The sequence below is a fragment of the Falsiroseomonas ponticola genome (assembly GCF_016805305.1).
Classification (GTDB): Bacteria; Pseudomonadota; Alphaproteobacteria; order Acetobacterales; family Acetobacteraceae; genus Falsiroseomonas; species Falsiroseomonas ponticola.
In genome coordinates this window covers 261,039-286,449 of sequence record NZ_JAERQN010000001.1, presented here as the reverse complement: position 1 = coordinate 286,449, position 25,411 = coordinate 261,039, and the positions used below count along the sequence as shown (strand labels likewise).

Sequence of the window (25,411 nt, the reverse complement as noted above, 5' to 3'; positions counted from 1 at the left end):
AAGGTTTCCGGACCGGTAACGGGCGGGGCGCGCGGCCGGTCAGGGGCGCAGGCGGCCGATCACGACCACGGCATCGCCCTGGCGGCGCATCACCACGCCTTCCCCGGGCGCGGGCACGATGCCGGTCAGGGCGGTGATGTTGACCTGGTGCGTGCTGACGAAGAGCGCGCCGGGGCCCTGCCAGGCCAGCAGGATGGCCCGCGCCGCGGCGGTCTGCGCGGGGGCGCTGCCGCGATCGGCGAAGAAGGAGTTGAAGGCGGGCTCGACCCGGGCCTGGCCGGGGAAGGCGAGTTCGGCCGTCTCCGTGGTGCGGCACCAGGCGGAGGCGAGCACCGCGCCCATGGGGACGCCCTCCGCCCGGAAGGCGGCGCCGATGCGCCGGGCCTGCGCGCGGCCGGCCTCGTCCAGGTTGCGCTGCGTGGCGCAATCGCCGGGGCGGAAGCCGGGCGGGTCCCCGCCGCCCGGGGCATTGGCGTGGCGGAACAGCACCATCGCGCCGTCCCGCAGCGCCTGCCAGGCCGCTTCCTCCGCCCGGGCGGGCAGGGCGGGAAGCAGCAGGAGGAGGAGCGGCAGGGCGCGGCGCAAGGGCATGGCGCCGGGGAGATGGCGGCGCGCCCCCGTTCGGGAAGGGCCTGATGCCTGGGGCCTAATCCCTGGGGCCTAGTCCCTGGGGCCGGGCGCCAGCACTTCCCGCTTGCCGACATGGTTGGCGGCGCCGACCACGCCCTGCTTCTCCATCTGCTCGATCAGCTTGGCGGCGCGGTTGTAGCCGATGTTGAGGTGGCGCTGGACGAAGCTGGTGCTGGCCTTGCCTTCCCGCGTCACCAGGGCCACGGCCTGGTCGTAGAGCGAGCCCTCGGCATCGGTATTGCCGCCGAGCAGCCCCGGCGGGCCATCGCCATCGCCATCCTCCTCCACCTCCGTCACCTCGTCGATGTAGGAGGGCTCGCCCTGGTCGCGCAGGAAGGCCACCACATCCTCCACCTCCTGGTCGGAGACGAAGGGGCCGTGGACGCGGCTGATGCGGCCGCCGCCGGCCATGTAGAGCATGTCGCCCTGGCCCAGCAGCTGTTCGGCGCCCATCTCGCCCAGGATGGTGCGGCTGTCGATCTTCGACGTGACCTGGAAGCTGATGCGCGTCGGGAAATTGGCCTTGATGGTGCCGGTGATGACGTCCACCGAAGGCCGCTGCGTCGCCATGATGACGTGGATGCCCGCCGCGCGCGCCATCTGCGCCAGGCGCTGGACCGCGGCCTCGATATCCTTGCCCGCGACCATCATGAGGTCCGCGACCTCGTCGATGATGACGACGATCATGGGCAGGGGCTCGAGGGCCAGGGGCTGGTCCTCGAAGAGCGGCTTGTTGGTCTCCGGGTCGAAGCCGACCTGCACGCGGCGGGTCAGCACCTCGCCCCGCGCGCGGGCGGCCTGCGCCTTCTCGTTGTAGCCGGCGATGTTGCGGACGCCGAGCTGCGACATGGCGCGGTAGCGGCGCTCCATCTCCCGCACCGTCCACTTGAGCGCGCCGATCGCCTTTGGCGGTTCGGTGACGACGGGGGCCAGCAGGTGCGGGATGCGGTCATAGACCGACAGTTCCAGCATCTTCGGGTCGATCATGATGAAGCGGCACTCATCCGGGCTGTGCCGGTAGAGCAGCGACAGGATCATGGTGTTGACGGCGACGGACTTGCCCGAGCCGGTGGTGCCCGCGATCAGCAGATGCGGCATGCGGGCGAGGTCGGCGATCACCGGCGCGCCGCCGATATCCTTGCCCAGCGCCAGGTTCAGCTTGCCGGTGTTGCGCGCCCAATCCTCCGCGCCCAGCAGTTCGGAGAGCAGCACCGTCTCCCGCTTCGCGTTCGGCATCTCGATGCCGATGACGTTGCGGCCGGGCACGGTCGCGATGCGCACGGCGGTGACGGACATGGACCGCGCGATGTCGTCGGCGAGGCCGATGACGCGGGCGGATTTGGTGCCGGGGGCGGGTTCGAGTTCGTAGAGGGTGACGACCGGGCCGGGGCGGATCTGGTTGATCTGGCCGCGGACGCCGTAATCCTCCAGCACCGTCTCCAGCATCCGGGCATTGCCCTGCAGCGCTTCCTCGGACGGGCCGGTGGCGCGGCGGGTCGGCGGGGCGGCGAGCAGGGAGAGCGGCGGGAAGCGCCAGGTGCCGGTGGGCAGGTCGAGGCTGCCCTGCAGCGCGCTCGGCGCGGGCTTGGGCGCGGGGGCGCGTTCGGCGACCTTCGGCACCACGGCCTTGGGGCGCGGCGGCTCCACCGGGGGCGGCACGGGGGCGGGGGGCGCATGGGCCTCCGGCGCGCGCAGCATCTGCGCCTCCGGCGCTTCGAAGCCGCGGGCGCGCGGCGCCGTGTCCAGCACGGGTTCGCGGCGGCGGATGGTGGTGCCGGGGGCGACGCCCTGTTCCGCGGCCTCATCCGCCTTGCGCAGCATTTCCGCCAGCGGCGTCTCCCGTTCCCGCCGCCGGCGGATGGCGCCGCCGATGGCGCGGAAGGGCCAGGTGAGGGTACGCGTGACGAGGCCCGGCGGCACCTGTTCGCCGACCTTGCGCGCGCCCGCGGCGGCGGTGCGGGCGGCGCCGAGCGTCGCCTGGCCGGCGCCGGCCGCGGCGGTGGCGGCCACGCTGCCCGCCGCGGAGCCCGCGCGGCGCCATTCGCCCAGCGTCAGCGCGAGGGCGATGAAGGTGAAGAGGCCGGTGAAGCCCGCCAGCACCAGATGGGCGATGCCGGCGCCGACGGGGCCGAGCAGGTCCCCCAGCAGGCCGAGCACCCCATCCGCCACCACCGGCCCCGCCGCGCCGCCCGGCCCGGCATGGACGGGCGCGCCATCCGGCAGGGGCAGCAGGGTCAGCGTGGCGGCCAGCAGGGGCAGGGCGGCCAGCAGGCAGGCCAGCCGCAGGGCGAAGGGCGCCAGGCCCTTATGGACCGCGAGCCGCCAGGCCCAGGTCATCATGCAGGCCACCGGCAGGAAGGCGGCATAGCCGAAGCCCTGCAGCAGGATATCCGCGACATGCGCGCCGGGCGCGCCCATCAGGTTGCCGACCGGCCGGCTGGTGGCGGTGGAGAAGGAGGGATCGGCCGGGTCATAGGTGCCGAGCGCCAGGCCCGTGACCAGCCCGGTGACGACCAGCGCCAGGCCGAGCAGCTCCGCCAGCCGGCGCCGGATGACGGCCTTGACGGCGGGGGAGGCGAAGCGGCGGCCGGCGGCGGCGATCCGGTCGCCCACGGCCGGAGGTGTGGCGGTGCGCGGCATCAACGACATGTCCTGAACCCAGGACACAACTCTACACCGGAAGTGCCTCCAATTGCACGGTCTTGCTTCCGGGCGCGGGGTGTGCAGGGGGCGGGCCCCCACGGACCGCAAGGCGGTCCGGGGCGCCGAAGGGCGCCCGCCGCTGATGCGGCGAGCCAAGCGCGCGGAGCGTGCGCCCGGCGACTGGGGGCGAGAGTCAGGCGGACCGCGACGCGGTCCGAGGCGCCGAATGGCGCCCGCCGCTGATGCGGCGAGCCAAGCGCGCGGAGCGCGCGCCCGGCGACTGAGGGCCCGAATCAGGCCGCCAGCGCCGCATCCCGGGTCGCGACCAGGGCGGAGAGCATGGCATTGGCCTGCTTCACCGCCGCCGGTTCGCTGGCATCCACATCGGCCACCTGCTCCTCCGCCGCGCCGACGCCGGCATCCAGCTGTTCGCGCAGCGATTCGAGGGAGGCGGCGAGGTCGAACTTCTCATCCGCCTCCGCCAGCGCGCGCCATTCGGCGATGATCGCATCCACCTCCCGCGCCATGCGGCCGGGCGCGACGCCGCGGCCGGCCAGGGCCAGAAGGCGTTGAAGGGCCGCGTCGATCGGACGCGGCGCGCGGGCTTTGCGGGCTGCCATGGGGTCTGTCCTGCGGGTTTGCGCAAGCCATAGCATGTTCTTGATTCGTTCGCAAACACCGCGAGTCGCGGGGGCAACAGCCCCCGCAGGCCGCGCTCAGCGGCGCTCCGGCCCGATCCCGGACAGGCGCACCAGCTCCACCCCCGCGGCGCGTTCGCGGGTGATGATCTCCGCGAATTCGGCCGGGGTGTTGCCGATGCCGTTGAAGAAGTTGGGCGCCAGGATGCGGGCGCGGAAATCCTCGTTGGTCACCACGCTGCGCACCGCGCGGGCCATGCCGTCCTGGATCGCCGCCGGCAGGTTCGGCGGGCCGGAGAGGCCCCACCAGGCGCCGCCATAGGGGTAGTCGTAGCCGAGTTCGCGCATGGAGGGCGTGTCCGGCAGCTCCGGGTGCCGCTCGCCGCCCAGCATGGCCAGCGGCCGCAGCCGCCCCGCGCGGATCTGCGGCATGGCGAGGGCGAGGGCGGAGTAGCTGAACTGCACGCGGTCCGCGACCGTCTCCCGGATCGCGTCGCCGATGCCGCGGAAGGGCACGTGCTCCATCTGGATGCCCTCCTTCGCCTTCAGCCATTCGTAGAGCAGCTGCTGCGCGGAGCCGACGCCGGAGGAGCCGTAGTTCACGTCCCGCCGCCCGCGCGTCCAGGCCACGGCATCGCGCAGCGTGCCCGGCGGCACGCCGGGGGAGGAGACGAGGACGGAGGGCGCGGTGGCGAGCTGCGTGACCGGCACGATGGAGGCGAAGCGGGCGAAGAGCTCCGGCTCCGCATGCGGCATCGTCGTCATCACCTCGATGTTCACGGCGCAGAAGGTGGTGCCGTCCGGCGCCGCCTGGGCGCAGGCCTCGAGGCCGATGACGCTGTTGCCGCCGGCGCGGTTCTCCACCACCACGGGCTGGCCGAGTTCGCCCCGCAGCCCTTCCGCGATGGCGCGGACCAGGATGTCGAGGTTGCCGCCCGGGGGCTGCGGCACGATGATGCGCATCGGCCGGCGCGGCCAGTCGGATTGCGCCAGCGCCGGCAGCGCGGGCAGCGTGGCGAGGCCCGCCAGCAGGGCGCGGCGGGTGAAGGTGGCGCGGTTTCGCGTCATTGGATGGTCCTCCCTGGGCTTTGGCGGGTTCAGCTTTCGTCGGCGACGGTGTTGGTCAGCAGGCCGACGCCGTCGATCTCCACATCCACCACGTCGCCGGGCTTCAGCCAGAGCGGGGGGTTGCGCTTGGCGCCGACGCCGCCGGGCGTGCCCGTCGCGATCACGTCGCCGGGCTCGAGCCGCGTGAACGTGGAGCAGTAGGCGATCTGCGTCGGGATATCGAACAGCATTTCCTCCAGCTTCGCGTCCTGGACGACCTGGCCGTTCACGCACGTCTGGAGGCGCTGCGGGCCGATCTCGCCGACCTCGTCCGGCGTCACCATCCACGGCCCGAAGGGGCCGGTGCCAACAAAATTCTTGCCGGGGGTGAACTGGTGGGTGTGGCGCTGCCAGTCGCGCACGCTGCCATCATTGTAGCAGGCATAGCCCGCGACCTGCGCGAAGGCGTCGGCCTTCGACACATGGCGGCAGGAGGTGCCGATGATGACGGCGAGTTCGCCCTCATAGTCGAAATCCGAGGAGACCTTCGGCCGCACCAGCGGCGCCTGGTGGCCCACCTGGCTGTTGGCGAAGCGGGTGAAGATGGTGGGGTTGCCGACGACGCTGCGCCCCGTCTCCTTCCGGTGCTCCTCGTAGTTCAGCCCGATGCAGAGGATCTTCTCCGGGTTCGGGATGACGGGCAGCCATTCGATGGCATCGAGCGCGATCCGCGGCGCGCCGGCGGCCGCATCGCGCGCCGCATCCAGCGCACCGGCGGCGATCGCCGACCTCAGGTCGGGCAACTGCGCCAGGACGGCGCCGACATCATGGATGACGCCGTCGCCGACGACGCCCCAGCTGGTGCGGCCCTGGTGGCGGAAGGTGGCGAGCTTCATGCGAGTTCCTTCACGGGATGCAGCACGGCCGCCAGCGCGGCCCGCAGGGATTGCAGCGCCGCCGCATCGGCGGCGACGCCATGGACATAGTGGTCGGGGCGGATGAGGGCGGCGCGCACGCCATGCCGCGCGAACCAGGCGGCGACGATGCCGTCCCGCTCCTCCAGCCCCGGGCCCTCCGCGCCCGGCGCCTTGATGCGCGTGGCGCCGGGCCCTTCGTCGATCGAGATGACGCGCCAGCCATGGCCGAGCACGCGATCCATCAGCACCCACTCGCCCTGGTATCGGACGAAGGGCTGCGGGAAGAGCGTGCCCTGGGCGGGGTGCGGCGGATCGGCCAGGAAGCCGGTCTCCAGCGGGGGCACGATCTCCTGCCGCGTCACCACGGGCGGGCGCCCGCCGCCCTGCGCGATCAGCCCCGCGTCGCGCGCCGCGGCGGCGGCGGGATCGCGTTCGCAGATCTGCTGGCCGATCTTCTTGATGCGCGCGGTCAGGGTGCGGACATGCTGCGCGCGCTCCGCCGCGTAGCTGTCGAGCAGCGACGGCGCCGCGCCATCGCGCACCGCCGCCAGCTTCCACACCAGGTTGGAGACGTCGCGCAGCCCCTGGCACATGCCCTGGCCGATGAAGGGCGGCTGCTGGTGCGCCGCATCGCCGGCGAGAAACACACGCCCCTGCCGCCATTCCGCCGCGACCAGCGCGTGGAAGCGGTAGCTCGCCGCGCGCCACAGCGTGGCGTCGCCGGGGGCGAGCCAGCGGGAGAGCAGCGCGCGGACGGCCTCCGGCTCCTGCATCGCCTTGGGGTCCTCCCCGGCATTCAGCATGATCTCGAAGCGGCGGTGCCGGCCGGGGCCGACGATGTAGGTGATGGGGCGCGCGGGGTCGCAGAACTGCGCGGCATTCGCCGGCAGCTTCGTCAGGCCGCTCTCCTCCACCAGCAGGTCCACCACCAGCCAGGGCTCGTCGAAGACCAGGTCCTCGAAGCGGATGCCGAGCGCGTTGCGCGTGAAGCTGGAGGCGCCGTCGCAGGCGATGACGGTGTCCGCCGTGACCACGCGATCGCCATCCGCGCCGCGCAGCCGCAGCGTGACGCGATCCGCATCCTGCGTGATGGCGACGAGTTCCGTGCCGAGTTCCACCGTCACGCCCGGCAGCGCCGCGGCATGGTCGCGCAGCAGCGCCTCCACCGGGGGCTGGGTGAAGACCATGGTGGGGGTGAAGCCCATGGGATAGGGCGCGGGCACCATGTCGATGCGGCGGATCAACTGGCCCTCGGCGCCGAAATGCTCGCTGGCCGGGAAGGGCGCGGTGTGCGGCAGGACGGCCTCGGCCACGCCGAGATTGTCCAGCAGCCGCATGATCTCATGGTCGATCGCGATGGCGCGGGGCTTGTCATAGACCGCCGTCGCGCGATCGATGGCGAGCGTCCGGAAGCCGTGCTTCCCGAGCAGCGCGGTGGCGACGGCGCCGGAAGGGCCGAAGCCGATGACGGCGACCTCGTGATGCATGGCGCGGCTCATGCGAAGCGGATGGCGAGCTGGGCCTTCTTCGTCGCCTCCGGCTTGGGCGGCGCGATGCCCCATTGGTCCGTGCGGCCGGGCGGCCAGGTCCAATGGTCGGGGCCGCGGGCGACATGGTCGTCCGCCACCTGCTCCACCTCCGCCGTGTATTCGATGACGATGCCGAAGGGGTCGATGAAATAGGCGAAGACATTGTCGCCCGGCCCGTGGCGCCCGACGCCCCAGGCGATGGGGAAGCCCGCATCGATCATGCGGCCCGACCCGCGCATGACGCATTCCCAGCCCGGCATGTTGAAGGCGACGTGGTTGAGGCCATCGACCGGCGCCTCCGCCAGCACCACCGCGTGGTGGTCGCTGTTGCAGCGTTCGAAGGCCATCAGCTTCGATCGGTCCGCCAGCCGGAAGCCGAGCCCGGCTTCGAAGAAGCGCGCCGTCGCGTCCACGTCGCGGCAGTTCAGGTTCACATGCGCCAGGCGATCCGGCGTGTCGCGGGACGGCGCATCGGGCGCGCGGCGATCATCGCCGGCGACGAGGCGGAAGACGGAGCCCGCGGGGTCGCGCAGCGTGCAGGCCAGGCCGCCGCCGGGCTCCGCCAGCGGTGCGGGCGCGGCCAGCAGCGTGGCGCCCGCCGCCTGCGCCATGCCGGCCAGGCGGTGCAGCGCCGCCTCATCCGCCGCGCGGAAGGTGACGGAGCGGATGGCGGCCTTCTCGCCCGCATGCAGGGCCAGCACATGGTGGTCGTCGCCCGTGGCGTGCAGCCAGAGGGATCCGTCGCCGCGCGCGGCGACCTTCAGGCCCCAGGTGGCGGTGTAGAAGCGCTCCGCCACCGACAGGTCGGGCACCAGCAGGTCCACGCTGCGCAGCGCCGTCACCGGGAATCCACTCATCGGCCGCTCCATCCGCCGGGCGCTGCGGCGCCCGGTTTCCACCCTTCTTGCGGGATGGATGATGCATATTGCGCCGGATGTAAACCCCAATGTATATATTTTGCCAGAACGGAGCCCTTTATATGCCACCCCAGCAGGAGCGGCGGCGGTGAGCGCCGCGCGCGGCGTGACCCACGCCACCAGCGTTTATGAACGCATCCGCGCCGATATCCTCGGCGGGCGGCTGCTGCCCGGGCGGCGCCTGGCCATCAAGGCGATGATGGAGAGCTACGAGATCGGCCAGACGCCCTTGCGGGAGGCGCTGAACCGCCTGGCCGCGGATGGCCTGGTGGCGGCGGAGGACCAGCGCGGCTTCACCGTGCCTGGCATCAGCGCGGAGGAATTGCTGGAACTGACCCGCACGCGCTGCTGGCTGGAGGAACGCGCCCTGCGCGAATCCATGGCCAATGCCACCCCCGCCTGGGAGGAGGCGGTGCTGCTGGCCGGCCATCGGCTGCTGCGCACGCCGCGGGAGCCGGATGACCCGACCTGGGAGGCGCGGCACCGCGACTTCCACCGCACGCTGGTGGGGAATTGCGGGTCGCGCTGGCTGGTCGGCTTCTGCGACCAGCTGACGGACCGCCACCAGCGCTACCGCAAGCTGGCCGCCATCCGCGCCTTCCCGATGCGGGACGTGGAGGCCGAGCACCGCGCCATCCAGGCGGCGGTGCTGGCGCGGGATGCGGATGGGGCGGTGGCGCTGCTGACGCAGCACTACACCGCCACCGCCCGCGTCATCCTGGAGGATGAATCGATCTTCCCGCCGCGCGGCTAGTTGGTCGCGAAACAGTAGAACAGCCCCGCGCCGCCGCTGCTGCGCAGCGCCTCCGCCCCGCAGCCGCGGGAGGGGTGGGAGGTGTTCCAGGACCTGCTTTCCGTGTCGTCCCGCAGGCCGATGCGGTCATGGTGGCCGACCATGGCCGCGCCCTCCGCGCCGGCATAGGTCCAGTTGCGGCAGGTCATGTCGGGATTGCCGGGGAAGGCGGTGCCATCGGGGCGCGATCCCGTCAGCACGTCATGCGTGTTGGGGCTGTCGCCGCGCCCGTTCACCACGCGCCCGCGCTCATCGACGGAGGTCTGCTTGGTCAGGTTGTTCGCCTCGCCATGCAGCTCGGCGACGCTCCGCGCCACCACCACGCCCTGCGCGTTGCGCCAGGGGCCCTGGCCGATGCGGTCCCGCGCATTCACCGCCGGCGCGGTCGCGGTGGCGCTGGTGCTGAGATAGGCGCGCCAGGTCCTGGCACCCGCGCCGGCGGCCTGGGCGAGGGACTGGCAATGCGCATCCGCGCCGGCCAGCCCGCCGAGATCGGCCGCGCCGCCGATGCCGGTGCTGGTGACGAAGAAGCCCATGCCGGCCGGGTCCAGGGCGGGCGGGGTCTGCGCGGGCGCGGCTCCGCCGATTGCCAGCAGGGCAAGGCCGGCGGCGGCCGGCAGCATCGATCGGGTCATGGCGTTCCTCCATGCGGCGGGCCTTGGCGGCCGCTCGCGCAGCGATGATGCGCGCCCCCGCGCGCGGTTTCGAGTCCCGGCCTTGCCAGCGCCGCCCCCAGGCTGTTCAACCCGCCGCTGACCTATTTCGCGGCGCAGCATGCAACCCGTCATCGGTATCGACTTCGGCACGACCAACAGCGTCGTCACCGCGCTGCGGGCGGATGGCAGCGCCACGGTGCTGCGCCATGCGACGGATGACGTGTTCCGCTCCGTCCTCTGCTTCTGGTCGGATGGCGCCGGCGTCACGCGCCATGCCGCCGGGCCGCGGGGGATCGAGGCCTATCTGGAGGATCCGCTCGACAGCCGCCTCATCATGTCGATGAAGAGCTACCTGGCGCAGAGGAGCTTCCAGGAGACGCGCATCTTCGGCCGCGCCTATGGGCTGGAGGGCATCGTCGCGCTGTTCCTGCGCGACCTGCTGGAGCCCTTCGGGCGCGAACTGGCCGGGGCGCGCATCGTGGTCGGCCGGCCCGTGCGCTTCGTAGGCGACAGCGCGGATGACGCGCTGGGGGAGCAGCGGCTGCGCGCCGCCTTCGCCGCCGCCGGGCTGCCGGAGGTGCAGGTGGCGCTGGAACCGGCGGCGGCGGGGCAGCGCTTCGCGGCCGGGCTCGACCATCCCGCGACGGTGCTGGTCGCGGATTTCGGCGGCGGCACCAGCGACTTCTCCCTGCTGCGATTCGATCCCGGCCCGCCGAAGCGCGTGACCGCGCTGGGCCATGCCGGCGTCGGCGTGGCGGGCGATACCTTCGACTACCGCATCATCGACAACGTCATCTCGCCCCTCCTGGGCAAGGGCGGGACCTATCGCGTGATGGGCAAGCCGCTGCCCATCCCGCCGGCCTGGTTCAGCAGCTTCGCGCGCTGGCACCTCCTGTCCCTGATGCGCGCGCCGAAGACGATGCGCGACATCGAGCAGGTGATGCGCACGGCGGAGGAGCCGGAGCGGCTGGCACAGCTGGTGCGGCTGGTGAAGGACGAGGCCGGCTACGCGCTGTACCGCGCCGTCTCCGCCGCCAAGGCCGCGCTTTCGGCGGCGGAGGAGGTGGTGCTGCGCTTCGCGCATGAGGATCTCGACATCGCCGCGCCGATCCGCCGCGCGGATTTCGAGGGCTGGATCGCGCCGGAGCTGGCGCGCATCGCGGCCAGCGTGGATGCCGCGCTGGCGGATGCGAAGGTGGCGCCGGGCGCGGTGGACCGCGTCTTCCTGACGGGCGGCACATCGCTGGTGCCGGCGGTGCGGCGGCTTTTCGCGGACCGCTTCGGGGAAGGGAAGCTGGTCACGGGCGGCGAATTCGTCTCGGTGGCGGAGGGGCTGGCGCTGCTGGGGCGGGAGGCCGCGTGACGGGCGCCGAGGCGCTGCTCCTGCTCGCGGCGGGGGCGGCGATCGGGGCGGTGGGCGGGCTGCTCGGCATCGGCGGCGGGGTGATCGCGGTGCCCGTGCTGCTGGAGGTGCTGGCGGCGCGGGGGATGGCGCCGGCGGCGGCGGCGCCGCTGGCCATCGGCACGGCGCAGGCGGTGATCCTGCTCTCCTCCGTCTCCGCCGCGCTGGCGCATCACCGCGCCGGGGGCATCGATCCCGCGCTGCTGCGCGCCTGGCTGCCGGCGGTGGCGCTGGGCGGGCTGGCGGGGCTGGCGCTGGCGCCCTTCCTGCCGGCGGCGCTGTCGCTCTCGGTCTTCGCGGCCATCGCGCTGGCGCTGGCCGTGAGCCTGCTGCGCGGCCCGCCGGAGGGCCGCGGCGATGCGGTGCCGCGCGGGCTGCTGCCGCCATCCGCCATCGGGCTGCTCTCCGCCGCGCTCGGCGTCGGCGCGGGCACGCTGAGCGGGCCGGTGCTGGGGCTGCTCGGCCTGCCGCTCAGCCGCGCGGTGGGGGCGGGGGCGGTGTTCAACCTGGCGGTCGCGCTGCCCGCGGCGCTGGGCTTCGCCGCCGCGGGGCAGGTGGACGGGATCGCGACCGCGCTGCTGGCGCTGCCCGCCATGGCAGCGGCGCCGGGCTTCGCGCGGCTCGCCACGCGGCTGCCGGTGGCGCGGCTGCGGCTGGTCTTCGCGCTCTGCCTGATGGCGATCGCGCTGCGCGTGGGGCTGCGGCTGCTGTAGGCGCTACCCGACCTCCGCCAGGAAGGCCTCCACCACGGCGTTGAAGGCGGCCGCGTGCTCGAAATAGGCGGAGTGGCCGGCGACGGGGATGCTGGCGACGCGCGCGCCCGGGATCAGCGGCGCCATGGCGGCGCCGGCGAAGGGCGGCAGCACCACATCGTCGCCGCCGGGCAGGAACAGCACGGGGCAGCCCGCCGCGGCCAGGTCGGCCGGATGGCGCTTCCGCTGGTCATAGAGCCGCTTGCGCACCGCTTCCTTGTCCAGCCCCGCGCTCAGCGCATCGATCTGGGCATAGAGGTGGTGCAGCGCGGGCTGCCGTTCCGCCATCGCCGCGCCGCCGGCGGCCAGGATGTTGCGGGATGCCAGTTCGGCGCGCGTCGTCGCGTGCTCCGCGTTCCAGGCCTCCAGCTTCGCGCGCGTCGCCTCATCCACCTGGCGGGCATCGAGCGAGCCGGTGGTGGCGGCGAGCACCAGGGCCTTCACGCGGCCCGGGCGCAGCAGCGCGTATTCCACGCCGGTCCAGCCGCCCATGGACTGGCAGACCAGGCGGATATCGCCGAGGCCGAGTTCATCGACCAGCGCCGCGAGGTCGCCCGCGTAATCCTTCGGGTCCGGCCCGCCTTCCGGGGCGGTGGAGGGGAAGAAGCCGCGATGGCTGAACGCCAGGCAGGTGTAGCGCGGCGCGAAATGCGCGACCTGCTGCCACCAGGAGAGCAGCCCGCCGCCCAGGCCATGGGCGAAGACCAGCGCCGGCCCGCTGCCCGTCACCTCATAGGCGATGCGGCAATCCGGGCGGGTGAGCACGCCGCGGCGGCGGGGGGGTGCGGTGAAGGGCATGGCGCGGCTCCGGCTGCTGGGTGGCGGAGCCTAGGCTGCCGCGGCGGCGGCGGGAATTGCATGCGGCAGGGCCGCCATTGCATGCAATGCGGGGAGGGTGGTATCCGAAGCCCGTCCCGGAACGAGCCCCATGCCCCTGACAGGACAGGCCGCGCGCGCCCTGACCGAGCTGCGCGCCCGCATCTTCACCGGCCGGCTCCGCGCCGGGGACCGCCTGGCGGAGATCCCGCTGGCGGAGGCGCTGGGCATGTCCCGCACCCCCATCCGCCTGGCGCTCTCGGCCCTGCAATCGGAGGGCCTCGCCGTGCCGGCACCCGGCGGCGGCTTCGCGGTGCGCGCCTTCACGGTGCGGGAGGTGGACGACGCCGTCGCGCTGCGCGGGCAGCTGGAGGGCATGGCCGCGCGGCTGGTGGCGGAGCACGGCGTCTCCCGCGGCCTGTCGCGGCGGCTGCATGAGGCGCTGGACCAGGGCGATGCCGCGCTGGCCCGCGGCGTGCTGGATGAGGAGGCGCTCGACGCCTATGGCGCCATGAACACCGCGCTGCATGCCGCGATCGCGGAGGCCGCGGGCAATGCGCCCCTGTCGCGCGCCATCGCGGCGGTGGAGGCGCTGCCCTTCGCCAGCGCCTCCGCCCTCGTCCCCAGCCCCGGCAGCGCGCCGCAGCGCCACCGCCTGCTGACCTTCGCCCACCAGCAGCACCACCTGCTGGTGGAGGCGCTGGAGGCGGGGCAGGGTACGCGGGCGGAGGCGCTGGCGCGCGAGCATGCCGACAATGCGCGGCGGAACCTGCGCCTGATCCTCGATTCGGGGGAGGCCGAGGGCCTCGCCGCCCTGATCGCCTTGAACGACGTTCCCGCCTGACCTGCATGCAAGGGAGGACAACGACAATGATCACCCGCCGCACCCTGGCGCTTGCCGCCACCGCCACGCTCGCCGCGCCAGGCCTGGCCGCCGCGCAGTCCGGCAATTTCCGCATCGGCCTGATCCTGCCGATGACCGGCCCCTTCGCCAGCACCGGCCGCCAGGTGGAAGCCGGCATCAAGGCCTGGCTGCGCCGGAACGGGGAGAGCGTCGCCGGCCGCCGGGTGGAGATCCTGCTGCGCGACGATACCGGCACCCAGCCCGACGTGACGCGCCGCCTGGCGCAGGAACTGGTGGTGCGCGAAAGGGTGAAGGCGCTGGCGGGCTTCGGGCTGACGCCGCTGGCCCTGGCGGCCGCGCCCATCGCGACGGAAGCCAAGGTGCCGATGGTGGTGATGGCCGCGGCGACGAGCGTGATCGTGCAGCGATCGCCCTTCATCCTGCGCACCTCCTTCACCCTGCCGCAGGCCACCGCGCCGATGGCGCAATGGGCGGCGGCGAACGGCATCCGCAACGTCGCGACGCTGGTGACGGATTTCGCCCCGGGCCTGGATGCCGAGCGCGCCTTCAAGAACCGCTTCACCGCCGCCGGCGGGCGCGTGGCGCTGGAGCTGCGGACGCCGCTGCGCAACCCCGACTACGCCCCCTTCCTGCAGCGCGTCCGCGATGCCGCGCCGGAAGCCCTCTTCATCTTCGTGCCCTCCGGCGAGGGCGCGGCGCTGATGAAGCAGTTCGCGGAGCGCGGGCTGGCGCAGGCGGGCATCCGCGTCATCGGCACGGGCGACGTGCTGGATGACGACATCCTGAACGAGATGGGCGAGGTCACGCTGGGCGCCATCACCAGCCACCACTACTCCGCCGCGCATGACAGCGCGGAGAACCGCGCCTTCCTGGAAAGCTACGCGCAGGTGCTGCCGAATGTCCGCCCGAACTTCATGGCGGTCGGCGGCTTCGACGGCATGCACCTGATCGCGGAGGCGCTGAAGCGCACCAGCGGCAATGATGACGGCGAACGCCTGGTCGCCGCCGCCAAGGGCCTGTCCTGGACCAGCCCGCGCGGGCCGGTGACGATCGACGCCAATAGCCGCGACATCGTGCAGGACATCTATATCCGCCGCGCGGAACGGCGCGACGGGCAGATCTGGAACATCGAGTTCGACCGCATCCCGCAGGTCCGCGACGAGGGATGACGGCCTTCCTCTCCGTCCTGCTCGATGGCGTCGCCAGCGGGATGCTGCTCTTCGTCCTGGCGGTGGGGCTTTCGGTCACGCTCGGCCTGATGAATGTGGTGAACCTGGCGCATGGCGCCTTCGGCATGGTCGGCGGCTATGTCTGCGTGGTGCTGCTCAACCGGATGGGCGTGCCGTTCCCGCTGGCGTTGCTGGGCGCGACGGTGGCGGCGGGGCTGCTGGGGCTGGTGCTGGAACGCACGCTCTATGCGCGGCTCTATCGCCGCGACCATCTGGAGCAGGTGCTGTTTTCCATCGGCCTGGTCTTCGTGCTCGGGGCGGCGGTCGATTGGTTCATGGGGGCGCGGCAGCAGCTGATCCAGCTGCCCGCCTGGCTGTCCGGCCGCGTGGAGTTCTGGGGCATCGGCCTCGGCCGCTACCGCATCTTCCTGATCGCGGTCTGCGGGGCGCTGGTGGCGGCACTCCACCTCGGCCTGGTGCGGACGCGCTTCGGCGCGCAGCTGCGCGCGGCCGTCGATGACGGCGTGGTGGCGCGCGGCATGGGGCTGCCGGTGCCGCGGCTGTTCGCGCTCACCTTCACGCTGGGCTCCGCGCTGGCGGGCCTCGGCGGTGCGCTGGGGGTGGAGGTACTGGGCCTCGATCCGACCTTCCCGCTGAAATACATGGTCTATTTCCTCATCGTCGTCGCCGTCGGCGGCACCAACACCGTCATCGGGCCCTTCATCGCGGCGCTGCTGCTCGGCATCGTCGATGTGCTCGGCAAGTACTATGTGCCGGAGGTCGGGGCCTTCATCATCTACACCGCCATGGTCGTGCTGCTGCTGGCGCGCCCGCACGGGTTGCTGAAGCGGGCCGATTCATGAGGATCGCGCTGCACGCCCTGCCGTGGATCGTGGCCATCGGCGCCTATTTCGCCCTTGCGGAACAGCTGCCGCTGCTCTCGGCCATCGCCATCGCGGCGCTCTTCGCCCTCTCGCTCGACCTGCTGGTGGGCTATGCGGGCTTCGTCACGCTGGGGCATGCGGCCTTCTTCGGGCTCGGCGCCTATGTCGCCGGCATCCTCGGCCAGCAGGGGTGGGGGGAGCCCATCAGCGGCTTGCTGATCGCGGCGGCGGTGGCGGCGCTGCTGGGGCTGGTGACGGCGCCGCTGGTGCTGCGGGCCGGCGAATTGGCGGGGCTGATGGTGACGCTCGGCCTCGGCCTGATGCTGTATGAGGCCGCGAACAAGGCGGCCTTCCTGACCGGCGGCGCGGATGGGCTGCAGGGGGTGGAGATCTGGCCGGTCTTCGGCCTCTGGCGCTTCGATCTGTGGGGGCGCACCGCCTATCTCTACAGCCTGGCCGTGCTGTTCCTGCTGTTCCTGCTGGCGCAGCTTCTCGTCCGCTCGCCCTTCGGGCTGTCGCTGCGCGCCATTCGTGAGAACCCGAAGCGCGCGGCGGCGATCGGCATCCCGGTGAAGCGGCGCCTCGCCGCGGCCTATGTGATCGCGGCGGGCTATGCGGGGGTGGCGGGGGCGCTGCTGGCGCAGACCACGCAATTCGCCTCGCTCGATGCGCTGTCCTTCCAGCGATCGGCGGAGGGGCTGCTGATGCTGGTCCTCGGCGGGCTCGGCACGCTGCATGGCGCGCTGATCGGCGCGGCGGCCTTCACGGTGGCGCATCACGCGCTGTCGGAGGCCAGCCCGCAATTCTGGCAGTTCTGGCTCGGCATCGCGCTGGTGGCGCTGGCCTTGCTGGGGCGCGGCGGGCTGATGGGCGCGCTGCGCCGGCTGGTGCGGCGATGACCGCGCTCGGCACCTGCCACCTGACGCGGCGCTTCGGCGGCTTCACGGCGGTGGACGCCGTCAGCTTCACGCTGATGCCCGGCGCGCGCCACGCGCTGATCGGCCCGAACGGCGCGGGGAAGACCACCTTCGTGAACCTGCTGTCCGGCGCGCTGCCGCCCTCCGAGGGCCGGGTGATGCTGTTCGGGCAGGACATCACGCAGCTGCCGCAGCACGCGCGCGTGCGCGCCGGCCTGGCGCGCACCTTCCAGGTCAACCAGCTCTTTCCCCAGTTCACGCCGCTGGAATCCGTGACGCTGGCGATCGGCGAACGCGAAGGCCAGGGCACCACCTGGTGGCGCGGCGCGCGGCATGGGGCGGAGGCCGCGCGGCTGCTGGATGACCTCCATTTCCCCGAGGCCGACCGCGGCCGCGTGACGGCGGAGCTTCCCTATGGCCGGCAGCGGCTGCTGGAGATCGCGCTTGCCCTGGCGCTGAAGCCCCGCGTGCTGCTGCTGGACGAACCCGCCGCCGGCGTGCCGCCCGCCGAGAGCCGGGAGGTCATGCAGGCCATCGCCGCCCTGCCGCGCGAGGTCGCCGTGCTGCTGATCGAGCACGACATGGACCTGGTTTTCCGCTTCGCGGAGCGCATCACCGTGCTGGCCTTCGGCGCCGTGCTGGCGGAGGGCGCGCCGGAGGCCATCGCGAAGGATCCCCGCGTGCGGGAGGCCTATCTGGGCACGGCGGAGACGCCCCATGGCTGAACCGCTGCTCAGCGTCGAAAACCTCAGCGCCGGATGGGGCGAGGGGCTGGTGCTGGAAGGCGTCTCGCTGCGCGTCGGGGAAGGCGAGGCGCTGGCGCTCCTCGGCCGCAACGGCGCGGGCAAGACCACGCTGATCAACGCGCTGATGGGCATCGCGCGGCAGCGCGGCGGCGCCATGCGCCTGGGCGGCACGGTGCTGGACCGCCTGGCGCCGGAACGCCGCGCGGCGCTCGGCCTGGGCTGGGTGCCGCAGGAACGCGCGGTGTTCCGGTCACTGACCGTGGCGGAGAACCTGACCGCGGTGGCGCGGCCCGGGCGGTGGGATGAGAAGGCGGTCTATGCGCTGTTCCCGCGCCTCGCGGAACGCCGCCGCAACCTCGGCAGCCAGTTGTCGGGGGGCGAGCAGCAGATGCTCGCCATCGGCCGCGCGCTGATGCTGAATCCGCGCCTGCTGCTGCTGGACGAGCCGCTGGAAGGGCTCGCCCCCGTCATCGTGCAGGGCCTGCTCGCCGCCATCCAGCGCCTGGTGCGGGATGAGGGGATGGCCGCGATCCTCATCGAGCAGCATGCCACGCAGATCCTGCCCATCACCGATCGCGCCGTGATCCTGGATCACGGCCGCGTCGTCGCCGAAGGCGCCTCCCCGCAGATGCTCGCGGATTCCGCGCTGCTGGAACGGCACCTCGGCCTCGCTCTCCACTGACCCAGAAAGGAAACGCCATGCCTGGCACCCTTCCCCCTTTCCGCGCCGACCATGTCGGCAGCCTGCTGCGCCCGATGGAGCTGAGGGAGGCCCGCGCGGCGCGTGCCGCCGGCACGATGACGGCGGAGGCGCTGCGCGCCATCGAGGATCGCTGCATCATCGATGTGGTGGCGCAGCAGAAGGCGATCGGCCTGAAGGCCGTGACGGATGGCGAGTTCCGCCGCGCCTTCTGGCATTTCGACTTCCTCGCCAAGCTCGGCGGCGTGGACATGTACGAATCCGACCAGGGCATCCAGTTCAAGGGCGGGCAGACCAAGGCCTATGGCCTGAAGGTCACGGACCGCATCAGCTACAAGCCGCATCCCTTCGTGCAGGATTTCGCCTTCCTGGCCGCGAATGCGCAGGGCGCGGTGCCGAAGATCACCATCCCGTCGCCCTCCGTGCTGCATTTCCGTGGTGGCCGCCGCGCGGTGGACAGCCACACCTATCCGGAGATGGATGGCTTCTTCGCCGATCTGGGCGAGGCCTATGCCGCCGCCGTCGCGGATTTCGCCGGCGTGGGCTGCCGCTACCTCCAGCTCGATGAGGTGAACATCGCCTATCTCTGCGATCCCGAGCAGATCGCGGGCCTCAAGGCGCGGGGCGAGGAGACGGAGGGCCTGCTCGGCAAGTATGCCACGCTGATCAACCGCGCCATCGATGCAAGGCCGAAGGACATGGTGGTGTCCATGCATCTCTGCCGCGGCAATTTCCGGTCCATGCACATCGCCTCGGGCGGCTATGACCCGGTGGCGGAGGTGCTGTTCAACGGCATCAATGTGGATGCCTATTTCATGGAGTATGACGACGAGCGGTCGGGCAGCTTCGCGCCGCTGCGCTTCCTGCCGAAGGGCAAGACGGTGGTGCTGGGCCTGGTGACGTCGAAGCGCGGCGAGCTGGAGACGAAGGAGCTGCTGAAGCGCCGGCTGGACGAGGCGGCGAAGTATGCGCCGCTCGACCAGTTGGCGATCAGCCCGCAATGCGGCTTCGCCTCCACCGAGGAGGGCAACACGCTGACGGTGGAGGAGCAGTGGGCCAAGCTGTCCCGCTGCGTCGAGGTGGCCCAGGAAGTCTGGCAGAGCCTGTAACCGAGGACGGTCCAGGGGCGGTTCGCCCCTGGCAAGGGGGTGTGGGGGAACAGCGTTCCCCCACCACTACTCCGCCCGAATGTTGGCCGCCCTGATCACGGGTTCCAGCTGCGCCTTCTCCCGCGCAATCAGCGCCGCGAATTCCGCCGGCCCCCCACCGCCCACGATGGCGCCCTGCTCGCTCAGCCGCCCCCCGATCATCGGCTCCCGCAGCGCATCCCGCACCAGGCCCGCGACGCGGGTGATGATCGCTTCCGGCGTGCCGGCGGGGGCCACGAGTCCGAAGGCGGTCCCGAAGACGAAGTCGATGCCCGCTTCCGCCATCGTCGGAACCTGCGGCAGTTGCGGCAGGCGCTGCGGCGTCGCGACCGCCAGGGGCCGCACCTGGTTGCCGGTGATCTGGCCGAGGATGTTGGGCAGGTTGTCGATGACCAGGTCGATCTGCCCCGCGACCAGATCCGTCAGCGCCGGTCCCGCGCCGCGATAGGGCACGTGCTGGATATCCGTGCCCGTCGCCTGCTTGAAGAGTTCGAGCGCGAGGTGGAGGCTGGTGCCCGCGCCGGCGGATCCCGCCGTCAGCCGGCCCGGTTCCGCCTTCGCCGCGGCCACCACGTCCTGCACGCTGCGCCAGGGCCGGCCATTCGTCACGCACATCACCTTGGGCGTGCTGGCCAGCAGGGTGATGGGGGCGAAGGCGGTCTGCGTGTCGTAGGGCATGGTGCGGTAGATGAACTGGTTCACCGCGACCGGGCCCATGGAGGTGGCGAGCAGGACATGGCCATCCGGCGGTGACTTGGCCGCGACATCGGCGCCGATATTGCCGCCGGCGCCGACGCGGTTCTCCACCACCACGGGCTGTCCGAGCTGCGCGGAGAGGGGCTGCGCGATGGAGCGCGCCAGCACATCCACCAGCCCGCCGGGCGGGAAGGGGACGATGATGCGGATGGGGCGCGATGGCCAGGTCTGGGCATGGGCCGGCAAGGCCAGCAGCGCGGGCGCGGCGAGCAAGGCACGGCGGTTCACGCGGATCATGATGGTCCTCCCTGCGGGCTCTGATGGCCCTTCCTTCAGTGGCGATGATAGAGCGTCGGCACCGCCGCATCGACAACGACCTGCACGAGCATCGGGCCTTCATGTGCCATCGCGGTGGCCAGCGCGGCGTCCAACTCCGCGTGCTTCGTCACCAGCACGCCGGGGCAGCCCATGCCGCGGGCGAGGGAGACGAAATCGAGCCCCGGCAGGTCGATCCCCGGCACGTCGCGGACCTGCAGCACCTGGCTGAAGGAGCGCATGGCGCCGTAGCCGGCATTGTCGATGACGATGACGGCGAGGGGCAGCTTCTCCTGCACCGCGGTCCAGAGGGCCTGGGGCGAATACATCATCGATCCGTCGCCGATCAGGCACGCCACGCGCGTGCCCGGCCGCGCCAGCGCGACGCCGACCGCGCCCGGCAGCCCGTAGCCGAGCCCGCCGCTCGCCATGGTGAAGAAGCCGCCCCAGTCGCGCATCGGCATCTGGGCATGCATGGCGGGGCGGTGGGAGGGGGCTTCCTCCACCAGCACCGTGCCCGGCGGCATGGCGGCGTGGAGGCGGGAGAGCAGCCAGGCGGCGGGGATGGGGTCGGCGGGCGGCGGCGGCGCGGGGCGGATGCGCGGCGCGGGCGGCGCGCGGTCGGCCTTCGGCAGCAAAGCGAGCAGCGCGGGGATGGCGAGGCGGAGGCTGCCCAGCACGGAGAGCCCGGCGGGGGCGGATGCCGCGGCTTCCGCATCGGTGGTGAGGTGGATGATGGGCGGGCCGTCGCGGAAGATGGCGGCGTCGCCCACGACATGGAAGGTGAAGACCGGCGCGCCCAGCACCAGCACCAGGTCATGCGGGGCCAGCGCCTCCGACACCGCCTGGGGGGCGGCGGCGAGGAAGCCGCCGAAGAGGGGGTGATCCTCGGGGAAGGCGATGCGGCTGGCGAAGGGGCTGGTCAGCACGCGCGCGCCGATGTGTTCCGCGAGTGCCACCAGCGCGGGGCCCGCGCCTTCCTGATCGACCTCCGGCCCCACCACCAGCACCGGATTGCGCGCGTCCGCGATCTGCGACGCGGCGCGGTCGAGCAAGGCAGGGTCGGGCGCCGAGTCCTCAGCCATCTCCCGCATCGGCACGGGCCAGCAGGGCGCGGCCCAGTCATCGGAGGGGATGGAGACGAAGGTCGGCCCCCAGGGTTTCCTCAGTGCGATGCGGTGCGCCTGCGCGATGGCGGCGGGCACATCCTCGGCCCGCGCTGGCTCGATGCTGAACTTGACGTAGGGGCGTGGAAACTGCGCGGCCTCGGTCGCGCCCAGGAAGGGCAGGTTCGGCAGCAGGGAGCGCGCCTGCTGGCCCGCCGTGATCACCATCGGCGCCTGGTTCTTGTACGCCGTGAAGACATTGCCCAGCGCATGGCCGACGCCGGCCGCGGAGTGCAGATTCACGAAGGCGCAGCGCCCGGCGGCCCGCGCATAGCCATCCGCCATGCCGATCACGCTGGCTTCCTGCAGCCCCAGCACGTAGCGGAAGTCGCCCGGCCAGCGGTCGAGGAAGGGCAGCTCCGTCGAACCCGGATTGCCGAAGACCGTGTCGATGCCGCGATCCCGCAGCAGGTCGAAGACCGCCTGCCGCACCGTGGTCCTGCCGCTCATCCCTGTTCCCCCCATCCGCCCGCGATGCGGCGCAGCGCGGCGAGGACGGCGTCCCGCGCCTCCTCCCCCACCAGCGCATCCAGCTCCCGGTCATGCGCCGCCGCATGGGCGGCGAGGCGCGTCAGCATGGCGCGGCCCGCCGGCGTCAGCCGCAGTGCGTAGCTGCGCCGGTCCCCCGCCACCCGGTCCCGCCGCAGCAGGCCGCGCTTCTCGAGGTCCCTCAGCGCCGGCGTCAGCGTCGATTTGTCCCGCCCCGCCGCCTGGCCGAGCGCGGTCTGGGAGATGCCGGGATGCGCGCCGACCAGGCTCAGGATGGCGTAGCGGCCGGGCCGCAGCGCGGCTTCCCCGGTGCGGCGGGCGAAGGCGGCGAAGCTCGCCTCCTGCGCCAGGCGCAGCAGGAATCCGACCTGCCCCTCCAGCCCTTCCGGTGCCCGCACCGCCCTGGTCCCCCCGTTGGATCGTAGGATATCCAACGATCCGGCGCGGCCGCAACCGGATGTTCCGCGTCGCGATCCGGAACCCCCCGCGACCCGCCCCGTTCACCATCCACAGGGATGGTGCATGGATGGCAGGCGGATGGAACAGCGACCCAAGGGCGTGGCGGAGACCGAGAAGATCACGATCAACCTCGGCCATGTGGACCTCGGCCATATCGACCTGCTGGTGCGGGACGGCTTCTACGCCAACCGCACCGACTTCATCCGCACCGCCATCCGCAACCTGGCCGACCGCCATGCCGATGCCGCGCGGCATTCCATCATGCGGCGCGGCCTCGACCTCGGCCTTCGCCATGTCACGCGGGCGGAGCTGGAGGCGGTGGTGGAAGCGGGCCGGATGATCGAGATCCGCGTCCTCGGCCTGGCCAGCATTGCCCCCGATGTCACGCCCGAACTCGCCAGCGCCGCCATCGCGGAGATCACCGTGATGGGCGCGCTGCAGGCCAGTGCCGCGGTCCGCGCGGCGCTGGCCGACCGCATCCGCTGATCGCTTCCCGATAACAACTCTGCCCTATCCTGAAAGTACCGATGACCATGATGTCTGACATCGAGGAAGCCACCCGCCTGACCCGTGCCGGCCGCCTGGCGGAGGCCACCGCCCTGCTGCGCCGCGCCATGTCCGGCGCTGCGGCGCCTGCGCCCGCGCATCGACCCGCCCCTGGGCCCGCATCCTTCACCGCCCGCAAGCCCCTCATCGTCGATGTCGATCCCGGCACGGGCGACCCGATCCCGCAGCCCGGGCGCTTCCTGTCGCAGACCTGCCGCATCGCCGCCGGGGCGCGCGACTACCGCCTGTACATCCCCGCCCGGGCGCCGCCGGGGCCGGCGTCGCTGCTCCTCATGCTGCATGGCTGCACGCAATCGCCGGAGGATTTCGCCGCCGGCACGCGGATGAACGCGCTGGCGGAGGAACGCGGCTTCCTCGTCGCCTGGCCCGCGCAGCCCCCATCCGCCAATCCGCAGAAATGCTGGAACTGGTTCGATGCGGGCCAGCAGCGGCGCGAGGGGACAGAGGCCTCGATCCTCGCCGCCATCGCGCGGCAGGTGATGCGCGACCACAGCGTCGATCCCCGGCGCGTCTTCGTCGCGGGGCTCTCGGCGGGCGGCGCCGCGGCGGCGATCCTGGGCCAGGCCTATCCCGACATCGTCGCGGCCGTCGGCGTGCATTCCGGCCTGCCGGTGGGGGCGGCGCGGGACATCCCCTCCGCCTTCGCCGCGATGCGCCAGGGCGGGGCGGCCCCCGCCGCGAAGCGCCTGGTGCCGACCATCGTCTTCCATGCGGACAAGGACGCGACCGTGCATCCCCGCAACGGCGATGCCGTGCTGGCGCAGCAGGAAGCGGCCGCCACGGGGCTTCGCCTGTCGGAGGAACGCGGCCAGGTGCCTGGCGGCCACGCCTTCACGCGCCGCCGGCAATGCGATGCGTCAGGCCGCGCGGTGCTGGAGCAATGGTTGGTGCATGGCGGCGGCCATGCCTGGTCCGGCGGCGATGCGGCGGGCAGCTACACGGACTCGCGCGGGCCCGATGCCTCCCGCGCCATGATCGACTTCTTCGACCAGCACAGGCTCAATCGCTGATCGTCAGCAGCCTTCGCGGCGTCTCCACCAGGATCGTGTCGATCTCGGCCTGCGAGAATCCCTTCTCCCGCATGAAGGGCACGACGTTGCGCAGGATGTGGCCATAGCCGTGGCCGCCATAGGCCAGCAGCCGCGTCAGCCGGCAGATGTCCTGGGAGATCGCGATCTGGTGGAGGTGTCCGCGATCCACTAGCGCGCGGATCATGTCGATACGCACGCCGTCATTCGGCATGGTGATCGGCGCGAAGGACCAGTAGGCGTGTTCGTAGCCGAAAAGGTCGAATTCCAGCACGCAGCCGGTATCGGCCAGGCGGAACCGCCTCTCATGGTCGAAGATGGTGCGGTCGATATGGTCGATGATGGTGCGGCCGATGTCGCCGCCCCGCGCCTTCAGGAAATCGATGATTTCCATGGGCTGATCGGGCACGGCGCCGGGATGGATGGTCAGCGCGGCGCCCGTCTCCCGCTGCGCGATGACGGCGCCGGCCATCACGCGCTTCTCCTGCTCGGTCCACTCCTCCGTGCAGCCGATCTCCCCGATGATGCCGGCGCGCACCTCCGTGCCCCAGGCGCCCTGCCGCACCGCCGCGACCATTTCCCGCGCGAAATCGTCCACGCTCCGCGTCGCATTCCCGGGCGCGTGATAGGCATGGACGTAGTGGCCGCAGCCCATCACCACATGCACGCCGGTGCGGCGGGAGACCTCCACCAGCCCGAGCGGATCCGGCGCCAGGCCGCCGATGGTGAGTTCGACGATCGCCTGGCCGCCATCCTCCCGGAAGGCCTCGACCTCCGCCACCGCCAGCTCCCGGTCCAGCAGCTTCGTCTTCTCGGTGTTCGGGCGGCGGCCGTAATCGATGTCGTAGCGGTTCCGCGGCGTGATCGGCACGGCCAGCTCCGGCCTGCCGCGCAGCGCGGGGGGCGTGATGTCGCAGAGCAGGTGTTCATGCATCAGCGTGGTGCCGAGCGCCTGCGGCGCGATGGGCCCCAGGACCGTGGTGATGCTGCCCGCCATGCGCCGCCCCCGTGATGCGGCGCGCAGCATCGCCCGCGCGCCCACCCGTCACAACCCGGGCTACTCGTCCCGCGGCCGCCCGCGATCCCGCTTGATCTCGCCGCGCCGGCTCTTGCCCTCCAGCCGCCTTGTCTTGGAGGCCAGCGTCGGCCGGGTGGCGCGGCGGGGCGGGGGCGGGGGCTCGGCGGCCTTGGCCAGCAGCTCCTCCAGCCGCTCCCGCGCCTCCGTCCGGTTGCGGTCCTGGGTGCGGTGGCGCTGCGCCTGGATGACCAGCACGCCCTCCCCGGTGATGCGCCGGCCGGCCAGGGTCCGCAGCCGCCGCGCCATCCCCTCCGGCAGGTCCATCCGCGTCAGGTCGAGGCGCAGCTCGACCGCCGTCTCCACCTTGTTGACGTTCTGCCCGCCAGGGCCGGAGGCGCGCAGGAACCGCTCCTCCAGCGCATCATCGGGAATGGGGGGGATTCGGGCCATGGCGGAAGGCTTATAGCGCCGGCGGGGGGGCTGCGGGGAAGGCGCCGGCCCCCT

The 25,411-nt window shown here is 72.4% G+C and carries 26 protein-coding genes; 12 read left to right on the top strand and 14 right to left on the bottom strand.

The window, feature by feature from the left end:
* Positions 1-39: 39 nt before the first annotated feature.
* The 7 genes from JJI54_RS01365 to JJI54_RS01335 all read right to left on the bottom strand — a co-directional run bounded on the left by JJI54_RS01365 (position 40) and on the right by JJI54_RS01335 (position 8,261).
* Complete coding sequence (locus JJI54_RS01365) at positions 40-591, bottom strand: histidine phosphatase family protein (RefSeq protein ID WP_203070210.1); 552 nt, start codon at positions 589-591, stop codon at positions 40-42.
* 69 nt (positions 592-660) lie between these two features.
* Positions 661-3,270, bottom strand: a complete 2,610-nt coding sequence (locus JJI54_RS01360) for a DNA translocase FtsK (protein WP_203070208.1) — start codon at positions 3,268-3,270, stop codon at positions 661-663.
* 296 nt (positions 3,271-3,566) lie between these two features.
* Positions 3,567-3,893 carry a hypothetical protein gene (locus tag JJI54_RS01355; protein ID WP_203070206.1) on the bottom strand — a complete coding sequence of 109 codons (327 nt, stop codon included), beginning with the start codon at positions 3,891-3,893 and terminating at the stop codon, positions 3,567-3,569.
* Positions 3,894-3,989: 96 nt separating this feature from the next.
* Complete coding sequence (locus tag JJI54_RS01350) at positions 3,990-4,979, bottom strand: Bug family tripartite tricarboxylate transporter substrate binding protein (RefSeq protein ID WP_203070204.1); 990 nt, start codon at positions 4,977-4,979, stop codon at positions 3,990-3,992.
* A 29-nt stretch (positions 4,980-5,008) separates the two neighbouring features.
* On the bottom strand, positions 5,009-5,854 hold the full coding sequence (locus tag JJI54_RS01345; protein WP_203070202.1) for a fumarylacetoacetate hydrolase family protein: 846 nt from the start codon (positions 5,852-5,854) through the stop codon (positions 5,009-5,011).
* Positions 5,851-7,362, bottom strand: coding sequence for a bifunctional 3-(3-hydroxy-phenyl)propionate/3-hydroxycinnamic acid hydroxylase (locus tag JJI54_RS01340; RefSeq protein WP_226381333.1), 1,512 nt, complete (start codon positions 7,360-7,362; stop codon positions 5,851-5,853). The genes JJI54_RS01345 and JJI54_RS01340 overlap by 4 nt, the downstream gene beginning before the upstream one ends.
* Before the next feature lie 8 nt (positions 7,363-7,370).
* A complete protein-coding gene (locus tag JJI54_RS01335; protein ID WP_203070198.1) occupies positions 7,371-8,261 on the bottom strand; it encodes a VOC family protein in 891 nt (296 codons plus the stop codon).
* 148 nt (positions 8,262-8,409) lie between these two features.
* On the opposite strand from JJI54_RS01335, the gene JJI54_RS01330 reads away from it, so the two are divergent.
* Positions 8,410-9,075, top strand: coding sequence for a GntR family transcriptional regulator (locus tag JJI54_RS01330; protein WP_318987423.1), 666 nt, complete (start codon positions 8,410-8,412; stop codon positions 9,073-9,075).
* Here JJI54_RS01330 and JJI54_RS01325 read toward each other — a convergent pair.
* Positions 9,072-9,749, bottom strand: coding sequence for a hypothetical protein (locus tag JJI54_RS01325; protein ID WP_203070194.1), 678 nt, complete (start codon positions 9,747-9,749; stop codon positions 9,072-9,074). The genes JJI54_RS01330 and JJI54_RS01325 overlap by 4 nt on opposite strands.
* Positions 9,750-9,888: 139 nt before the next feature.
* On the opposite strand from JJI54_RS01325, the gene JJI54_RS01320 reads away from it, so the two are divergent.
* Positions 9,889-11,133, top strand: a complete 1,245-nt coding sequence (locus JJI54_RS01320; RefSeq protein ID WP_203070192.1) for an Hsp70 family protein — start codon at positions 9,889-9,891, stop codon at positions 11,131-11,133.
* On the top strand, positions 11,130-11,885 hold the full coding sequence (locus tag JJI54_RS01315) for a sulfite exporter TauE/SafE family protein (RefSeq protein WP_203070190.1): 756 nt from the start codon (positions 11,130-11,132) through the stop codon (positions 11,883-11,885). Before JJI54_RS01320 ends, JJI54_RS01315 begins: the two co-directional genes overlap by 4 nt.
* A gap of 3 nt (positions 11,886-11,888) precedes the next feature.
* Here JJI54_RS01315 and JJI54_RS01310 read toward each other — a convergent pair whose 3' ends face one another.
* The gene (locus tag JJI54_RS01310) at positions 11,889-12,722 is read right to left on the bottom strand and encodes an alpha/beta fold hydrolase (protein ID WP_203070188.1); all 834 of its coding nucleotides are present in this window, start codon (positions 12,720-12,722) and stop codon (positions 11,889-11,891) included.
* Between the two features lie 130 nt (positions 12,723-12,852).
* Between JJI54_RS01310 and JJI54_RS01305 the strand changes: the two genes are divergently transcribed.
* Genes JJI54_RS01305 through JJI54_RS01275 form a run of 7 tightly spaced genes read left to right on the top strand, consistent with a single transcriptional unit; the run spans position 12,853 to position 19,130 of the window.
* Positions 12,853-13,584 (top strand): GntR family transcriptional regulator, encoded by a 732-nt coding sequence (locus JJI54_RS01305; protein ID WP_203070186.1) that lies wholly within the window; start codon positions 12,853-12,855, stop codon positions 13,582-13,584.
* A gap of 26 nt (positions 13,585-13,610) precedes the next feature.
* Positions 13,611-14,774 (top strand): ABC transporter substrate-binding protein, encoded by a 1,164-nt coding sequence (locus tag JJI54_RS01300; protein ID WP_203070184.1) that lies wholly within the window; start codon positions 13,611-13,613, stop codon positions 14,772-14,774.
* Complete coding sequence (locus tag JJI54_RS01295; protein ID WP_203070183.1) at positions 14,771-15,637, top strand: branched-chain amino acid ABC transporter permease; 867 nt, start codon at positions 14,771-14,773, stop codon at positions 15,635-15,637. Before JJI54_RS01300 ends, JJI54_RS01295 begins: the two co-directional genes overlap by 4 nt.
* Positions 15,634-16,557: a branched-chain amino acid ABC transporter permease gene (locus tag JJI54_RS01290; RefSeq protein ID WP_203070181.1), complete on the top strand. Its 924-nt coding sequence runs from the start codon at positions 15,634-15,636 to the stop codon at positions 16,555-16,557. The genes JJI54_RS01295 and JJI54_RS01290 overlap by 4 nt, the downstream gene beginning before the upstream one ends.
* Positions 16,554-17,300 carry an ABC transporter ATP-binding protein gene (locus JJI54_RS01285; protein WP_203070179.1) on the top strand — a complete coding sequence of 249 codons (747 nt, stop codon included), beginning with the start codon at positions 16,554-16,556 and terminating at the stop codon, positions 17,298-17,300. The genes JJI54_RS01290 and JJI54_RS01285 overlap by 4 nt, the downstream gene beginning before the upstream one ends.
* Positions 17,293-18,003 carry an ABC transporter ATP-binding protein gene (locus JJI54_RS01280; RefSeq protein ID WP_203070177.1) on the top strand — a complete coding sequence of 237 codons (711 nt, stop codon included), beginning with the start codon at positions 17,293-17,295 and terminating at the stop codon, positions 18,001-18,003. Before JJI54_RS01285 ends, JJI54_RS01280 begins: the two co-directional genes overlap by 8 nt.
* 17 nt (positions 18,004-18,020) lie before the next feature.
* Positions 18,021-19,130: a 5-methyltetrahydropteroyltriglutamate--homocysteine S-methyltransferase gene (locus JJI54_RS01275; protein WP_203070175.1), complete on the top strand. Its 1,110-nt coding sequence runs from the start codon at positions 18,021-18,023 to the stop codon at positions 19,128-19,130.
* 66 nt (positions 19,131-19,196) lie between these two features.
* Here JJI54_RS01275 and JJI54_RS01270 read toward each other — a convergent pair whose 3' ends face one another.
* The 3 genes from JJI54_RS01270 to JJI54_RS01260 are packed head-to-tail and all read right to left on the bottom strand — an operon-like array spanning position 19,197 to position 22,233.
* The gene (locus JJI54_RS01270) at positions 19,197-20,162 is read right to left on the bottom strand and encodes a Bug family tripartite tricarboxylate transporter substrate binding protein (protein ID WP_203070173.1); all 966 of its coding nucleotides are present in this window, start codon (positions 20,160-20,162) and stop codon (positions 19,197-19,199) included.
* Positions 20,163-20,197: 35 nt separating this feature from the next.
* A complete protein-coding gene (mdlC, locus tag JJI54_RS01265; protein ID WP_203070171.1) occupies positions 20,198-21,796 on the bottom strand; it encodes a benzoylformate decarboxylase in 1,599 nt (532 codons plus the stop codon).
* Positions 21,793-22,233: a MarR family winged helix-turn-helix transcriptional regulator gene (locus JJI54_RS01260; RefSeq protein ID WP_318987422.1), complete on the bottom strand. Its 441-nt coding sequence runs from the start codon at positions 22,231-22,233 to the stop codon at positions 21,793-21,795. Before JJI54_RS01260 ends, mdlC begins: the two co-directional genes overlap by 4 nt.
* 139 nt (positions 22,234-22,372) lie before the next feature.
* Here JJI54_RS01260 and JJI54_RS01255 point away from each other — a divergent pair, with 139 nt between their 5' ends.
* Together JJI54_RS01255 and JJI54_RS01250 are read left to right on the top strand one after the other, a co-directional pair.
* A complete protein-coding gene (locus JJI54_RS01255; protein ID WP_226381332.1) occupies positions 22,373-22,780 on the top strand; it encodes a CopG family transcriptional regulator in 408 nt (135 codons plus the stop codon).
* A 41-nt stretch (positions 22,781-22,821) separates the two neighbouring features.
* Entirely contained in the window at positions 22,822-23,871 is a 1,050-nt protein-coding gene (locus JJI54_RS01250; RefSeq protein ID WP_203070165.1) for an extracellular catalytic domain type 1 short-chain-length polyhydroxyalkanoate depolymerase, read from the top strand.
* Here JJI54_RS01250 and JJI54_RS01245 read toward each other — a convergent pair.
* Positions 23,861-24,886 (bottom strand): phosphotriesterase family protein, encoded by a 1,026-nt coding sequence (locus tag JJI54_RS01245; protein WP_203070163.1) that lies wholly within the window; start codon positions 24,884-24,886, stop codon positions 23,861-23,863. The genes JJI54_RS01250 and JJI54_RS01245 overlap by 11 nt on opposite strands.
* Positions 24,887-24,946: 60 nt before the next feature.
* Positions 24,947-25,357, bottom strand: a complete 411-nt coding sequence (gene arfB, locus JJI54_RS01240) for an alternative ribosome rescue aminoacyl-tRNA hydrolase ArfB (protein WP_203070161.1) — start codon at positions 25,355-25,357, stop codon at positions 24,947-24,949.
* Positions 25,358-25,411: the final 54 nt, after the last annotated feature.

What these genes read in the sequence shown, in the direction of transcription:
- JJI54_RS01335 (WP_203070198.1), bottom strand. Translation starts at nt 8,261, where the DNA reads ATGAGTGGATTCCCGGTGACGGCGCTGCGCAGCGTGGACCTGCTGGTG.
- JJI54_RS01360 (WP_203070208.1), bottom strand. Translation starts at nt 3,270, where the DNA reads ATGCCGCGCACCGCCACACCTCCGGCCGTGGGCGACCGGATCGCCGCC.
- JJI54_RS01310 (WP_203070188.1), bottom strand. Translation starts at nt 12,722, where the DNA reads ATGCCCTTCACCGCACCCCCCCGCCGCCGCGGCGTGCTCACCCGCCCG.
- JJI54_RS01345 (WP_203070202.1), bottom strand. Translation starts at nt 5,854, where the DNA reads ATGAAGCTCGCCACCTTCCGCCACCAGGGCCGCACCAGCTGGGGCGTC.
- JJI54_RS01285 (WP_203070179.1), top strand. Translation starts at nt 16,554, where the DNA reads ATGACCGCGCTCGGCACCTGCCACCTGACGCGGCGCTTCGGCGGCTTC.
- JJI54_RS01270 (WP_203070173.1), bottom strand. Translation starts at nt 20,162, where the DNA reads ATGATCCGCGTGAACCGCCGTGCCTTGCTCGCCGCGCCCGCGCTGCTG.
- JJI54_RS01275 (WP_203070175.1), top strand. Translation starts at nt 18,021, where the DNA reads ATGCCTGGCACCCTTCCCCCTTTCCGCGCCGACCATGTCGGCAGCCTG.
- JJI54_RS01245 (WP_203070163.1), bottom strand. Translation starts at nt 24,886, where the DNA reads ATGGCGGGCAGCATCACCACGGTCCTGGGGCCCATCGCGCCGCAGGCG.
- JJI54_RS01255 (WP_226381332.1), top strand. Translation starts at nt 22,373, where the DNA reads ATGGAACAGCGACCCAAGGGCGTGGCGGAGACCGAGAAGATCACGATC.
- JJI54_RS01300 (WP_203070184.1), top strand. Translation starts at nt 13,611, where the DNA reads ATGATCACCCGCCGCACCCTGGCGCTTGCCGCCACCGCCACGCTCGCC.
- JJI54_RS01295 (WP_203070183.1), top strand. Translation starts at nt 14,771, where the DNA reads ATGACGGCCTTCCTCTCCGTCCTGCTCGATGGCGTCGCCAGCGGGATG.
- JJI54_RS01280 (WP_203070177.1), top strand. Translation starts at nt 17,293, where the DNA reads ATGGCTGAACCGCTGCTCAGCGTCGAAAACCTCAGCGCCGGATGGGGC.
- mdlC (WP_203070171.1), bottom strand. Translation starts at nt 21,796, where the DNA reads ATGAGCGGCAGGACCACGGTGCGGCAGGCGGTCTTCGACCTGCTGCGG.
- JJI54_RS01350 (WP_203070204.1), bottom strand. Translation starts at nt 4,979, where the DNA reads ATGACGCGAAACCGCGCCACCTTCACCCGCCGCGCCCTGCTGGCGGGC.
- JJI54_RS01250 (WP_203070165.1), top strand. Translation starts at nt 22,822, where the DNA reads ATGACCATGATGTCTGACATCGAGGAAGCCACCCGCCTGACCCGTGCC.
- JJI54_RS01320 (WP_203070192.1), top strand. Translation starts at nt 9,889, where the DNA reads ATGCAACCCGTCATCGGTATCGACTTCGGCACGACCAACAGCGTCGTC.
- JJI54_RS01305 (WP_203070186.1), top strand. Translation starts at nt 12,853, where the DNA reads ATGCCCCTGACAGGACAGGCCGCGCGCGCCCTGACCGAGCTGCGCGCC.
- JJI54_RS01340 (WP_226381333.1), bottom strand. Translation starts at nt 7,362, where the DNA reads ATGCATCACGAGGTCGCCGTCATCGGCTTCGGCCCTTCCGGCGCCGTC.
- JJI54_RS01325 (WP_203070194.1), bottom strand. Translation starts at nt 9,749, where the DNA reads ATGACCCGATCGATGCTGCCGGCCGCCGCCGGCCTTGCCCTGCTGGCA.
- arfB (WP_203070161.1), bottom strand. Translation starts at nt 25,357, where the DNA reads ATGGCCCGAATCCCCCCCATTCCCGATGATGCGCTGGAGGAGCGGTTC.
- JJI54_RS01365 (WP_203070210.1), bottom strand. Translation starts at nt 591, where the DNA reads ATGCCCTTGCGCCGCGCCCTGCCGCTCCTCCTCCTGCTGCTTCCCGCC.
- JJI54_RS01290 (WP_203070181.1), top strand. Translation starts at nt 15,634, where the DNA reads ATGAGGATCGCGCTGCACGCCCTGCCGTGGATCGTGGCCATCGGCGCC.
- JJI54_RS01355 (WP_203070206.1), bottom strand. Translation starts at nt 3,893, where the DNA reads ATGGCAGCCCGCAAAGCCCGCGCGCCGCGTCCGATCGACGCGGCCCTT.